A 14141-nucleotide genomic window follows, 5' to 3' on the forward strand; every position below is an offset into this window, starting at 1 on the left:
AATGTCAAAATTGAATTTACTGAGAGAAAATTTAAATGAGTCAATCGTGGGGCGTGAGAAAGAAATAGATTTTATGTTAATTGCTTTAATTCAAGGTGGTCACGTGCTACTTGAAAGTGTCCCGGGTTCAGGGAAGACGATGATGGCCAAATCTTTTGCACATACATTTAAAGGGAATTTCAAACGCTTACAGTTTACACCTGATGTATTGCCGTCTGATGTAACAGGTATTAGTTATTTTGATCCGAAAACACAGGAATTTGTTTTGCGTCCTGGTCCAGTAGCTACCAACATTTTGCTAGCAGATGAAATTAACCGTGCTACTCCTCGAACTCAATCGAGCTTGCTAGAAGCGATGGAGGAAAAGCAAGTGACAATTGATGGTGAGACAATCGTTCTTCCAAATCCGTTTATGGTGATTGCTACTCAAAATCCTGTGGAATCTCAACAAGGCACTTTTTCATTGCCAGCAGCCCAACTGGATCGTTTCTTATTCCGAATTGAGATAAGTTACCCAAGTTTTGAGGAAGAAAGAAGAATCTTAAAAGAGTTTAGTCAAAATCCGGGGGAAGTAAAAACTTCATCGATTATTGGCATTGAAGATGTACAACAATGGCGTAAAGAGGTCCGAAACGTGACGGTCCATGAAGATATAGAAACATATATTTTACAAATCATTCAAGCGACAAGGCAACATCCGCACGTTGAATTAGGTTTAAGTTCTCGAGCTTCCTTGGCACTTCTGCATGCAGCACAAGGCTATGCATTCATAAATGGACGAACTTACGTAACCCCGGATGATGTGAAAAAAATGGTTGCGCCGCTTGCAACCCATCGACTCATGTTATCTGCTGAAGGGTTATTAGTACGTGAACCCGCACAAATTCTCCACGATATTATTGATTCCGTACAAACTCCTGTAGAGGCCATGGCAAGATGATCTGGCAACGGGAATATTTCGGTGCAATGAAGACCAATTGGGTTCTGACCATTATTGCTCTTTGTTTTACAATGTCAGTCATTGTTGCGCAATACGTGGCAGCAGGCGTTTTTGGTTTCTTTGGTGTAGTAACAGCCATGCAACTTTATTATTTGAAAAATGTTGGGAAAAAATTGACGTTACTAAATGATAAAAAAAGAAGTCGCATGTTTAAAGGAGAAAAATCTGAATGGGAACTGACATTTGAAAATAAGGGGCTTCCCATTTGGAATGGACAACTCAGATTACATTTTCATGATGCAGTTCAGCCACTAAATAATAAAGATATAAGTCATAGTAAGGTAATCGAAATTGTCGTTCCTTTGACGATTGGTTATAAAGAAATAGTTACTGTGAAAGTTCCAATCGAAGGGCAGAAGAGAGGATTGTCCAAACTAACAAATTTGGAATTGACGATCCCGCATGTTTTCGGTGAAGGCTCTGTCTTTTTACTACATAAACCCCTTTTACGAATGGAGCAAATGGTTTACCCCAATATATATGCATTAAAAGACAGAAGAAAACCCTCTCCACTTAAACCGGGGGATTATGAGTTTAAACATTCATTGTATCAAGATTTGTTTTCACCGTTAGGTACTAGAGATTACCAGGCGGGCGATCAGTTTCATCATATCCACTGGAAAGCCAGTGCAAGATTGCAACAACTTCAAACAAAAGTTTTTACTCAAGTTGCAAACGAATCTGTATTGTTGGTGTTAAATGTCGTCCATCACTACTCCATTATTTCTAATCTTGAAGAAAGAATTGAGGAAGTAGCCTCCTTTGTGGATTATTTCTATAGAGAAGGAATCCCATTTTCTTTGACTGTCAACGTCAGATCATTTGGAACCACTCCATATTTGTATCTTCCTGTAGGAGCTGGTCAAAAGCACCGTCAATATGCAATGGAATTGTTATCAGTTCTGTCTAATAATGAACTGACTATCCCATTTAACCGAATGCTGATGCATCTGGATATGCATGGAAACCTACCAATGACAGTCATTATATTTACACATGACTCGCAAGAGTTGGTTAAATATGTGAAGAAGTGGGTCAAACAAACTCAAGTGGATATTCGACTATCGAGTCTTGGAGGTGAAGTGAAATGGCACCAGCAGTCTCTTCAAAACCGTTAGTACAATTCGAATCATTTGGAAAGTTTCTGCAAGATGTATGGTTAATGTCTTTTCTTTTCATATTTATTAGAGTGGATACGACAATTTCTTTTCCATTCTTATGGATTGGTATTTTATTGTTGATAGCAATCGTGATCAATTTATTTTTCTATAAGACGGGCTATCAAATAGCCATATCATTGCTTGCTTCAGTAGTCTTCTGTTTTTTAGCTTTCGTATTCGGGGCTCCATTGTGGTTTTTTGTTGCTATACTTGCATTTTCATTGTGGAGAATACAGGAACGATATTCTAAAATTCAAGAGGATGCCACACATGATGGTTATTTTATGACTCTTCTTCTTGTGATTTTCTCCTTATCATATTTTTTAGCAACCATATTAAGAAGACCTGACGCGATAAGAGAGACCATACTATTAGCGATTGTCGGTTTGCTCTTATTTATGTTGGATCGAATGATAGTTCAATGGAAGCGCTCAAAAGAGGAAAATCGAGTGCCGTTTTATAAACTAGTTTTATTTTATTTAGGAATCATAGGCATTGCAGCATTTGCATTTGGGATGATTGCTGGTCTTGCAGGGAAAGCACGAGAATCCATTGTCTTATTACTAGGTGATTTGTTTGTATTAATCTTATATCCAGTTGGTTTATTCATGGAAGGGATACGTGGTCTTTTCAGTAAATTTATAAGTCCTCCGGCCGCTCGTGAATCAGTGTACAAGCCAACAGGACAATTTCAACAAAATGAAGCAGACAAATTTAAGGGACATGATTTTGTTTTGGATATTCCTTGGGTGGCTATATTAAGTAGTATTTTATTAATCATAGTGATTATTTTTGTATGGAGATTAGCAAAAAATAAAGCTCAAGTTGTAGAATTTGACGAAAATCATATGGAATACGAAAGAACTCAAAGCAAGTCAAAGCACGTGAACGAACAGAAAGATGTGGCATGGAACTATTCGATGGAGACCAATGTAGTGAGAGAAGCGTACCGAGATTTTGAAAAGGATGCAAGCTCTAAAGGTTTTACGAGGCACCAAAACGAAACGGTAAGAGAATGGTTTTTACGAGAAGGATGGAACGTCTCAGAACACTTCTATGACGTTTACGATGTCGTCCGATATAGTGAAGGGTTAATGAATGAACAAGATGGTAAATGGTTTATTGATGAAATGCAAAAACTTTCAAAAAAATATTTGATTAAAGAGGTTTAATTCATGTGAATATGGGGGAAAGTATATTTGAACACAGCAACATTCTCATTTCCCCCTTTTTATAGGACACATTTCCGAAAGGAATGTGTCCTACTTTTTTTGTCCTCACATTTCGTTTTCTTATGCAATATATCCGGTAGGCGTATACTTCAGCGTTACATTCTTTTAAATTTCGGTTCCTCAAATATGAATTCTCGTCATCCGTTTAATAATCAAAAAATAGTTCACTATTTTCGGAATGTTTCGATGCTTAAATCTAGGAACTTTGTTAAACTAATAATCAATTACAGAAATTTTCCAACTTGGAGGTTACATAATGAGTAATAAAGCACATATCGGTTTTGTAGGAACAGGAGTAATGGGGAAAAGCATCGTCAAACATCTATTGAACGGCGGGCACGAAGTTTCCATATTTACACGCACAAAAGAAAAAGCGCAAGACTTACTGGAACTGGGTGCAAAGTGGGCCGAGACTCCTGGTGAAGTAGCTTCTCAAGTAGAGGTTATTTTCACAATGGTCGGATATCCATCCGACGTAGCGGAAGTTTATAATAGCGCAAACGGAATATTTGAAAATGGAAAAGAAGGATTAATTGTGGTCGATTTGACAACTTCAACACCGACGCTGGCCATTGATCTTTATAAAAAATCGCAGACACTAAGCATGAATTCACTGGATGCTCCGGTATCGGGTGGGGATGTAGGGGCAAAATCAGGGAAATTATCAATTATGGTCGGAGGCGATAAAGAAGTTTTTGATAAACTATATCCGATATTTGAACTGTTTGGCGAGCATATCATCTATCAAGGGGATGCTGGTGCAGGTCAGCATACTAAAATGGCCAACCAGATCGCGATTGCCTCTACGATGATAGCAGCTTGTGAAGCAATCACTTATGCGAAGGAAGCAAAGCTAAATCCGGAAATGGTTTTGAAGTCCATCACAAAGGGGGCAGCAGGTTCATGGTCATTGACTAACCTCGCACCACGGATGTTGAAAGATGATTTTGAAGCAGGCTTTTATATGAAACACTTTATTAAAGATATGGGAATTGCATTGGATGAATCAAAAAAAATGAATCTGACATTGCCTGGTTTGGAAATGGCGTATGAAATGTATCAATCATTGGCCAATCAAGGATTTGAAAATGAAGGAACCCAGAGTTTAATCAAGGCTTATAAAAAATAGAATAGAATATAGCGGGGTGCTGAGAGTGAATCAACAACAGACGACGACTCCAAGGAGTCCGATAGCTCTTTATTTATCATTACCGATCTTATCCTGGGCTTTTTACGATTTTGCCAATACCATTTTCTCATCTAATATTAATACGGTATTTTTTCCGTTTTACACAGATGATGTAATTGGCACAAGTGTTGCCAGGCAACAAGTGGCCAGTACGTTTGTTTCGTACGCAAATGCAGTCGCCAGTTTTTTCTTGGTTATGTTTGCGCCGTTATTTGGCGTATGGATTGACCGGACAGGATACAAGAAACGTTTTATCGTTTGGTTCGCTTCCATTTCCATCCTCGCAACTTTTATGATGGGTGTTTTTGGCGGATTGGAAACGAATTCTTTCATATGGGGAGTCCCCATGTCCTATGCCTTGGTAGTCATAAGTTTCGTCATTGCCAAATTCTTTTTTAATTCCAGTCTTGTCTTTTATGATTCGATGATGAGTGATCTCGGAACAAAACAAGAAATGCCATTGATTTCTGGATTTGGGGTAGCTGTCGGCTACATTGGGACAATTGTCGGATTACTCGTTTATCTGCTCGTAAGTGACGGTGAGTTTCACAAAGCATTTATTCCTACTGCTATTTTATATTTACTATTCAGCCTGCCATTATTTTTTATCAATAAAGACGTACCTATTCCTAAGAATCAGAGAGTCAGAGGTTCTTTCTTTGATGGATACAAAGAAATTATCAATACGTTTAGAGATATGAAATCCCATAAATCTGTTTTCACATTTATGATTGCATATTTCTTCATAAACGATGCGATCGCAACAACAATCGCCATGATGGCCATTTATGCAACTGTAATCGTCGGTTTTTCATCGGGACAATTTATCATTCTTTATCTTGTGTCCACTATTTCGACCGTAATCGGATCTTTTGTTTTTGGATATATAACAAAAAGAATCGGTGCAAAACATGCAGTAACGATTGTAGCCGTTCTCATGATTGTTTCACTGATTGTAGCCGTATTTGCAGTTGAGCAATGGATGTTTTGGATTGCTGGTAGTATGTTTGGCGTTTCTCTTGGATCGATGTGGGTAACTTCACGTACCCTAATCATTGAATTGACACCTGAAGAAAAAAGAGGGCAATTCTTTGGATTGTTTGCATTCTCCGGAAAAGTGTCTTCCATTATTGGTCCGGCACTGTACGGGACGATTACGTATCAATTACAGGATTACGGAACTCTAGCAAGTCGAATTGCCTTATCCACATTAATTGTCATGACCATTATTGGATTGATTATTCATCTAAAACTAAAGCATGACTCAACTATTCAAGTAAATTAAACACTCTATTAAATAAAAAAGCCGGTAACCATGTGAGTGGTTCCGGCTTTTTGACAAGATAAGCAACTATAACGTCATCGACACGCTTTAGCTTATCTTAATTAAATTTAATCTAAATAGGAGCTCCCAAAAGTATAAGTGCGTTTCTTTACTGGTTGTTTTCTAGACTGTGGGGTGGATGCATGTGTGGGTTTTTTATTTATTATCGTTTGATGCAAGCCTGTGTACTCACTTAAAAGTTGTTTGGCTAGATTCAAACTCATTCGTCTTTGTGGATTACGGTAATTTTCATCTAAATGTCCCAAATGTGGAAGGCTTTGAAAATCTTCTTTTTTGGGTAATAAATGAAAGTAGTAATCAGCACACTGAACTAAGACAGAAGATTGTTGTTGACTAAAACGAGGGTTTTTCACAAAATGCAGTCCCAATTTTTTAGCACGACCGGTTTCAATCATCTTTTCAATGGTCAATCTTTTTAATTCATACAGGTATTTATTATCAGTAGCTGTTTTTGCATGACGATTAACTGAATAAATAGCAGAAGCCAGTTGTTCATCTGTCCTATCTTGTTTCATGAAACCCCACCCTTCGCATCTTGAAAAATTGAGAATATTAGCCAGAATCAAGAAAAATTCAGAGCATTCAATTAACTACTATCATACCAATTCATTACCAATCTGTATAGTTGAAAACAAAAAATTATGGAAAAGGTGATAAAAATATGAAAACAAAGAAAACCGCGATTTTGGATATTGGGTCAAATACAATCCGCTTAGTCATATATTCCTATGATCAAATTCGGGGACTTCGGGAATTTGAAAATATAAAAACTGTGGCGCGATTGCGCACATTTATTCAACAGGACGGATCAATGTCTGAAGAGGGCATTGAGCTTCTTCAGGAAATATTGCAATCCTTTCAACGAATGCTTAAAGACTATGATGTCGATGACGTTCTTGCTACTGCTACCGCGGCAATTCGACAGGCAACCAATCAACAACAAATTGTTGATCGTATGAAGAAAGAAACCGGGTTTGAACTAGATATTTTAAGTGAAGAAGAAGAAGCTTATTTTGGTTTTTTAGCTGTTGCTCATTCTGTATCGACTGAGTCAGCTGTAACAATCGATATCGGTGGTGGTAGCACGGAGATTACGTATTTTGTTAATAAGAAACTGCAAAAGACACATAGTTTTCCTTTTGGTGTTGTTTCACTGCAACAACAATTCATGAAAGGTGAAAAAATGACCAGCGTTGAGAGAGATCATTTATCTTTATTTGCTGAAGCTCAATTCCGTTCACTTCCTTGGCTTAATGGTGTGAGATTACCCGTAATTGGAATCGGAGGGAGTGCACGCAACATTGCACAAATCGATCAACAACGGAAGGAATATCCGATTTCCAATGTTCATCAATATAATATGAACGTAATTGATTTATACACGCTAAGTGATACTTTGGGCGACTTATCCATTAATGAATTAACAAAAATTGATGGCTTATCGAGTGATAGGGCCGATATTATTTTACCTGCACTGGAAGTGTTCAGGGCCTTAATGAAAGTTGTCCAATCTCAGGAATTCATTTTCAGTCGCAAAGGGTTGCGGGAAGGAATCATGTTGAACCGGGTCCTGCAAATTCATCCAAACGCTTTAAATAAGCATGATGTCTTTACACATAGCAGCAAGGCACTAGCTGCAGAATTTGAAATGAACGAACATGAGGCTGAGCACTTGCAATTTTTGGCAGAGCAGGTTTATGAAGCTTGTGTAAGTCACCACAAAATTCATTTATCGGAGGACAGTTTGAAGTTGCTTAGAAGAGCGGCGACCTTATTTTATTTAGGAGAATACATTGACGCAGACTCCGCAAGTCAGCATACATTCTATATACTTTCCAATCGCTCAATTGATGGCCTGGAACATATGGATCGAATTAAATTGGCTCTCGTTGCCTCCTACAAAAATAAAGATACGTTAAAGCGTTATGCAGCACCATTTGAAAAATGGCTTTCAAAAGATGATCTGAAACATTTAAGGGATCTTGGTGCCATATTAAAATTTTCATATGGTTTAAATGGCTCCAAACGATCGGTTGTCAACAAAATAGTGATGGAGTCTTATGGAGCAGGATTGAAAATGAACATCTATGTTAAAGGAAATGCGATGGCAGAAGAATATCAAGCAGGAAAACAAAAGAAACATCTTGAACGGTTATGTAAGTGCGAAGTGAATCTAGAATTTATAGAAAAGGATGGACTAGCTCATGGCTGAACAACACCCGATGATAGACATTGATCAACCGGATTACTACAACAACCGCGAACTTAGCTGGCTCGCTTTCAATGAACGGGTTTTGGAAGAAGCGGAGGACGACCGGAATCCTTTAGCAGAACGTCTGAAATTTTTAGCGATTTTTAGTTCGAATTTGGATGAATTTTTTATGGTGCGAATCGCAGGTCTTCAAGACCAGGTTCGGGCGGGATTTCAAAAACCTGAAAACAAAGCGGGTCTGACGCCTAAAGAGCAATTAAAAAAAATAGCTAAGAAAACGCATGCCCTCGTAAAAAGACAATCTGAATTGTACCAGCAACTAATGAATAACCACATAAAGAAAGAAGATGTGGTTGTATTATCGATGGCAGAGTTATCTAAAACCCAAAGTGTTTTCGCTCAACATTTTTTTGAAGAACATGTTTTCCCTGTACTTACTCCTGTTGCAGTAGATGCCTATCGTCCCTTTCCGACCTTATTGAGTAAAACCATGAATATCATTGTTATGTTGGAACAGGAAAACGAGGAAGAACTCCAGGAAAAAGTGGCAATCGTTCAGGTTCCTTCTGTTCTTGCCCGGATGATTAAGGTTCCATCTAAAGAAAATATTGATGCATATATTTACTTGGAAGATTTGATTATCAATCAAATCAATACCTTGTTTTATGGTTATAAAGTGAAAGCTGTTAACACATTTCGCATGACACGAAACGCCGATTTAACCATTCATGAAGAAGGTGCCAGGGATCTTTTAGTCGAAATTGAAAAGGAATTAAAGAAACGGAAATGGGGGGCCGCAAGCCGTCTTGAGGTCCGGGCAAAAGAAATTAACACAGATGTATTATCCTATTTGTTGAATGAGCTTGAAATACATAAAGATGACGTCTATGAAATTGATTGTCCAATCGATTTGACGTTTTTATTTTCATTCATTAAAGAAATTAGGGTGGGTCGTGAGCATCTGGAATTTGAGAATTTTATTCCCCAACCACCGTACGATTTAGAATCTGATGAGGATTTATTTGAAAAAGCGTTTCAACAGGATTTATTTTTCCATCATCCTTATGAATCTTTTGCGCCAATTTTGGACTTTGTTTCTGAAGCTGCAGAGGATCCAAATGTTCTTGCCATAAAACAGACTCTTTATCGAGTAAGTGGTAATTCCCCTATGATACATGCACTGAAAAGAGCTGCAGAGAATGGCAAACAAGTGACGGTTCTAGTTGAATTGAAAGCCAGATTCGATGAAGAAAACAACGTACATTGGGCAAAAGAGCTTGAGCAGGCAGGTTGTCTCGTCATTTATGGCATGCATAATTTAAAGACCCATTCCAAAATCACATTAATAGTACGGAGTCGGAACGGACGGATCGAACGCTTTGTCCATCTTGGGACAGGCAACTACAATGATCAAACGGCTAAAATTTATACTGATATGGGCATTATTACGACAGAAAAGAAATTTGGGATTGATGCAACTAATTTTTTTAATTTCTTAAGTGGTTATACAGAAAAACCGAAATTTCATCATTTGGTAGTCGCTCCATATGATATTCGAAACGAGTTTATCAAGCTAATTGAACAAGAAATTGAGTTTCAAAAAAAGAATGGAACTGGCTATATCCGAGCAAAAATGAATTCATTGACAGATAAAGAACTGATTATGAAAATGTACGAGGCTTCAATAGCAGGTGTAAAAATTGACTTGATTGTTCGAGGGATTTGTTGTTTACGACCACAGATTAAAGGAATCAGCGAAAACATTCGCGTTATCAGTATAGTGGGAAGGTTTTTGGAGCATTCGAGAATTTACTGGTTCCACCACAATGGCGAAAATCGTGTTTATCTATCATCTGCGGATATGATGACAAGAAACATGATCAAACGAGTGGAAATACTTTTTCCGATTTTTGAAAAGTCGATAAAAAAACGAATCATGAATCTAATCTTATTTCAAATGGAAGATACAGCTAAAGCAAGGGAACAAGATCAGTATGGAGAATACCATCATCGTTTGCCATTTAATAAGGAGTCCGTATGGAACAGTCAGGAAGAACTATTAAAATTGGCTTACCGCGTATCAATTGATGGAGAATAAGGTTTTTTATATAAGCTATATACTTTTTTACAATAGTAATGGCATAATGAATTGGAAGAAAGAATATTCAGAATAAAAAGGGGTGTCGGTTATGTTGTTAAAAGATCAGACCATTATTATTACAGGTGGTTCTAGTGGAATGGGATTCTATATGGCAAAACGTTTTGTTGAAGAAGGTGCCAATGTTGTAATTACAGGACGTAATATGGAGCGACTTGAAACAGCTCAGAAGGCAATTTCACATGATTTCAGCCGCGTTGGAATTTTTCAGATGGACGTACGTGAACCAGAACATGTGAAGGCTATGGTTCAATATGCAGATGAGACGTTTGGTCGAATCGATGGTCTGGTTAACAATGCAGCTGGTAATTTTATCGTTCATGCGGAAAAGCTATCACCAAACGGATGGAAGTCGGTCATCGATATCGTTTTGAACGGGACATTTTATTGTTCACAAGCCGTTGGCAACTACTGGATTGAAAAAGAGCGAAAAGGTTCGATTCTTAATATGTTGGCTACGTATGCATGGAATGCTGGAGCTGGTGTGGCACACAATGCAGCTGCGAAAGCAGGTGTGATGTCATTAACTCGTACTCTTGCTGTTGAATGGGGAACTCAATATGGAATAAGAGTCAACGGCATTGCACCGGGTCCAATTGAACGCACAGGCGGAGCTGAAAAACTATGGGAATCCGAAGAAGCTGCTGCACGGACGCTTAAATCTGTCCCACTTGGTCGACTTGGACGTCCGGAAGAAATCGCAGATCTTGCATCATTTATGCTATCTGATAAAGCGGCCTATATGAATGGTGAGATCATTACGCTTGATGGTGGACAATGGTTAAATAAATTTCCATTTTAAGCTTAAAATTCTTAATTTAAACCATACTAATGCTACTTCATTGAAAGGGTAGGATACGTATGGATATTTGGACTTTGCCTTTAATTTTCGTTATCGTTATCATCGCAATGATTGGATTGTATGGAACTTGGAAAGTCATGAAACTTGAGAATAGACGACAGCAAGTGAATGACACCCCGATCGCTCAAACTGTTAAAGATCATCCAACTTCTATTAATCCAATTGTCTTGGTTTATGTCGCTGCAGGTATATTAGTCTTCAGTATTATTATGTATTACGTCATGACTTCTTCCTCTTATTAGAGGAAGAAGTTAGACTTTTGAAAAACGTTTTTTTCTTTTGATAAAAAAAGAAGGTGGTCGGCGATTTCTTTCGCTTTCCGCGGACGAAACGCAAGCCTCCTCGTCTCTTAAAACCCGATGCTCCTGCGGTTACTCGTCGCAAACGAATTGTGCACAATTCGTTGACTGTGGGGTCTCGCTTGTTCCGTTTTTCCGCAGGAGTCTTCAGAAATAGCCGACCCCTTTCCTTCTTAAATATTATGAAGTGAAACGCTGACAGAACCGCTTTCTGATTGGATTGGAGACGGCAAAAATATGCTGCTCCTGCGATTACTCGTCGCAAAGATTAGGATTAAATCGGCTCTTTTCCAATAGTAAGCAGTTATAATCACTCATTTTTTTGTTTGACTACAGTATGCTTCTTCCTCTAATTAGAGGAAGAAGTTTTATTTTGACCGAAACGTTTACATCTATGTTCATCTTCAGAATATGATATGATAAAGGAGCAGTATGCTGTTCGCAATTAGAACAGATAAAGGAGTAGAAGTGTATGATTTCGGTTACAAGCAAAGATTTTTTAGATATGCAAATCGAAGAATTCATCATCTCATCAGAAAAAGTAGCACATGTGCAAGTGGGGAATAGTGCAGAACATGCCTTATTAGTATTGACAAAAACAGGGTATTCATCCGTTCCGGTTTTAGATTTCAAATATCGATTAAAAGGATTAGTGAGTACGCAAATGATCACGGATGCCATTTTGGGCCTTGACCATATTGAATACGAACGTCTACCGGATATAAAAGTGGATGATGTTATGCAAGCACCTGTTCCAACCATTCATATTAATGAAAAATTCAAAAAAGGCCTAGACCTTTTAATCAATCATCCATTCTTATGTGTAGTAGATGACGAAGAAACATTTATTGGGATTTTAACGCGACGAGTTGTCTTGAAGCAATTAAAAAAACATATCTATCAAAATAATCAGTAATATGCAAAAATAAAAGAAGATCTCCATTGGAGGTCTTCTTTTTTCGTCTTAACTTAGTTAATTGATGGATATAAAGGAGTGAAGTGCGTGACGACCAATGAATCGCAAATTATAAAAATTCTATCGGAAGAACGCAATATGAGAAAAGCTGCTGAACGCCTCTTTCTATCTCAACCAGCATTATCTCAACGCCTTCAATCCATTGAAAAGGAATGGGGAGCTCAACTGTTTCTTCGTTCCCAAAAAGGACTTACGGCTACCCCAGCAGGCGAAATCGTGATTCAATTCGCGATTGATACGATTGCCAAACAAGAAGAAATTTTTGAAATCTTACAATCGATGACTTCCAAAGTACACGGCACGTTGAAAATTGCTTGCGCGTCGATAGTCGGACAGAACTGGCTTCCTATGGTATTAAAGGATTTTGTCACGAAATATCCAGAAGCAAAAATTTCACTGATTACGGGATGGAGCTCAGAAATAGTTAAATCCCTTTACGATGGAGAAGCACACATAGGTATTGTTAGGGGACAAACGGAATGGAAAGGAACGAAAATTCATCTTTTCCGAGACACGTTGTATTTGGTTGATCAGGAACTGAAAGAAGTAGAGGATGTATTGTCTACCGACCGACCGTTTATACAGTTCAAAAGTGATTCCAATTACTATCAAGAAATTCAAGCGTGGTGGCAGCGTCACTTCTCTTCAAGTCCAAGGCGCCAGATTACGGTAGATCAAATAGAAACTTGTAAACAAATGGCACTAAACGGTATTGGCTATGCCATCCTTCCCTCTATTACATTAAGTGGGCTGGAGAAAGTAAATAAAATCCCATTAACCAATCAAGCGGAAGAATTTGAATTGACTCGTGATACTTGGTTAATTGGATATGAGTCAGCTTTTGAACTAAGACAAGTTGAAGCTTTTGTGAATGTTGTGGAAGAACATGCAAAGAGATTGCATGATTATTCAAACTAAATTGATGTAATCTTTAAAGATTTCCTGTACAATTAGTCCATATTTTGCAAGTTTGAAAGGAGTTCAATGACAATGAAACAAATGGATGCATACGAAATCATTTCTTATATTCAACACGCTAAAAAATCAACACCCGTAAAGGTTTATGTAAATGGTGAGAACTTACAAAAACTTTCTTTCGGTGAAAATACTAAAATTTTTGGTGAAGGTAATTCACTTGTGCTTTTTGGTGAGTGGTCTGAAATTGAAGCTGCTTTAACACTACATAAAGAACAGATTTCAGATGTGGTCGTAGAAAATGACCGCCGAAATTCTGCAATCCCTTTAGTGGATCTAAAAGGAATCAATTCCCGCATTGAACCAGGTGCTTTTATACGCGATCAAGTGGAAATCGGCAATAACTGTATCATTATGATGGGTGCTGTCATCAATATTGGCGCAGTAATTGGCGATGGCTCGATGATTGATATGGGCGCAATCCTTGGAGGACGTGCGACTGTCGGAAAGAATTGTCATATTGGTGCTGGTGCAGTTTTAGCAGGTGTAATTGAACCACCTTCAGCTATGCCTGTAATTGTGGAAGACGATGTACTTGTCGGAGCAAATGCGGTTGTTTTAGAAGGCGTTAAAATCGGAAAAGGTGCTGTTGTTGCAGCTGGAGCAATTGTCACTAAAGATGTTCCTCCTTATACAGTGGTGGCAGGAACGCCAGCAAAAGTAATTAAAGAAATTGATGATAAAACAAAATCAAAAACTGAAATCATGCACGAACTTCGTCAATTGTAGGAAG

13 protein-coding genes are annotated in these 14141 nt (G+C 38.0%); 12 read left to right on the forward strand and 1 reads right to left on the reverse strand.

Annotated elements, in window-relative coordinates; translation table 11 throughout:
• Position 1 precedes the first annotated feature (1 nt).
• The 5 genes from ACQKEV_RS05720 (at position 2) to ACQKEV_RS05740 (ending at position 5866) form a co-directional block, all read left to right on the forward strand.
• A complete protein-coding gene (locus ACQKEV_RS05720; RefSeq protein ID WP_427444178.1) occupies positions 2–940 on the forward strand; it encodes an AAA family ATPase in 939 nt (312 codons plus the stop codon).
• A complete protein-coding gene (locus tag ACQKEV_RS05725; protein WP_427444180.1) occupies positions 937–2118 on the forward strand; it encodes a DUF58 domain-containing protein in 1182 nt (393 codons plus the stop codon). Before ACQKEV_RS05720 ends, ACQKEV_RS05725 begins: the two co-directional genes overlap by 4 nt.
• Positions 2088–3332 carry a hypothetical protein gene (locus tag ACQKEV_RS05730; RefSeq protein ID WP_427444183.1) on the forward strand — a complete coding sequence of 415 codons (1245 nt, stop codon included), beginning with the start codon at positions 2088–2090 and terminating at the stop codon, positions 3330–3332. The genes ACQKEV_RS05725 and ACQKEV_RS05730 overlap by 31 nt, the downstream gene beginning before the upstream one ends.
• Before the next feature lie 316 nt (positions 3333–3648).
• On the forward strand, positions 3649–4521 hold the full coding sequence (locus ACQKEV_RS05735) for an NAD(P)-dependent oxidoreductase (protein ID WP_427444185.1): 873 nt from the start codon (positions 3649–3651) through the stop codon (positions 4519–4521).
• A 16-nt stretch (positions 4522–4537) separates the two neighbouring features.
• Complete coding sequence (locus ACQKEV_RS05740) at positions 4538–5866, forward strand: MFS transporter (protein WP_427444187.1); 1329 nt, start codon at positions 4538–4540, stop codon at positions 5864–5866.
• Positions 5867–5973: 107 nt separating this feature from the next.
• Here the strand turns inward: ACQKEV_RS05740 and ACQKEV_RS05745 are convergent, their stop codons facing one another.
• Positions 5974–6441: a YkyB family protein gene (locus ACQKEV_RS05745; RefSeq protein ID WP_427444189.1), complete on the reverse strand. Its 468-nt coding sequence runs from the start codon at positions 6439–6441 to the stop codon at positions 5974–5976.
• Positions 6442–6587: 146 nt separating this feature from the next.
• On the opposite strand from ACQKEV_RS05745, the gene ACQKEV_RS05750 reads away from it, so the two are divergent.
• The 7 genes from ACQKEV_RS05750 (at position 6588) to dapD (ending at position 14137) form a co-directional block, all read left to right on the forward strand.
• Positions 6588–8138 (forward strand): Ppx/GppA family phosphatase, encoded by a 1551-nt coding sequence (locus ACQKEV_RS05750; protein ID WP_427444192.1) that lies wholly within the window; start codon positions 6588–6590, stop codon positions 8136–8138.
• Positions 8131–10236, forward strand: coding sequence for an RNA degradosome polyphosphate kinase (locus ACQKEV_RS05755; RefSeq protein WP_427444194.1), 2106 nt, complete (start codon positions 8131–8133; stop codon positions 10234–10236). Before ACQKEV_RS05750 ends, ACQKEV_RS05755 begins: the two co-directional genes overlap by 8 nt.
• Before the next feature lie 91 nt (positions 10237–10327).
• Positions 10328–11098, forward strand: coding sequence for a 2,4-dienoyl-CoA reductase (fadH, locus tag ACQKEV_RS05760; RefSeq protein ID WP_427444196.1), 771 nt, complete (start codon positions 10328–10330; stop codon positions 11096–11098).
• 59 nt (positions 11099–11157) lie between these two features.
• Positions 11158–11400, forward strand: a complete 243-nt coding sequence (locus tag ACQKEV_RS05765) for a hypothetical protein (protein ID WP_427444197.1) — start codon at positions 11158–11160, stop codon at positions 11398–11400.
• A gap of 529 nt (positions 11401–11929) precedes the next feature.
• A complete protein-coding gene (cbpB, locus tag ACQKEV_RS05770) occupies positions 11930–12373 on the forward strand; it encodes a cyclic-di-AMP-binding protein CbpB (RefSeq protein WP_427444200.1) in 444 nt (147 codons plus the stop codon).
• A gap of 87 nt (positions 12374–12460) precedes the next feature.
• Complete coding sequence (locus ACQKEV_RS05775) at positions 12461–13351, forward strand: LysR family transcriptional regulator (protein WP_427444203.1); 891 nt, start codon at positions 12461–12463, stop codon at positions 13349–13351.
• Positions 13352–13423: 72 nt separating this feature from the next.
• Positions 13424–14137 (forward strand): 2,3,4,5-tetrahydropyridine-2,6-dicarboxylate N-acetyltransferase, encoded by a 714-nt coding sequence (gene dapD / locus ACQKEV_RS05780; protein ID WP_427444205.1) that lies wholly within the window; start codon positions 13424–13426, stop codon positions 14135–14137.
• Positions 14138–14141 lie beyond the last annotated feature (4 nt).

This window comes from Paenisporosarcina sp. NPDC076907 (assembly GCF_050269735.1).
Classification (GTDB): domain Bacteria; phylum Bacillota; class Bacilli; order Bacillales_A; family Planococcaceae; genus Paenisporosarcina.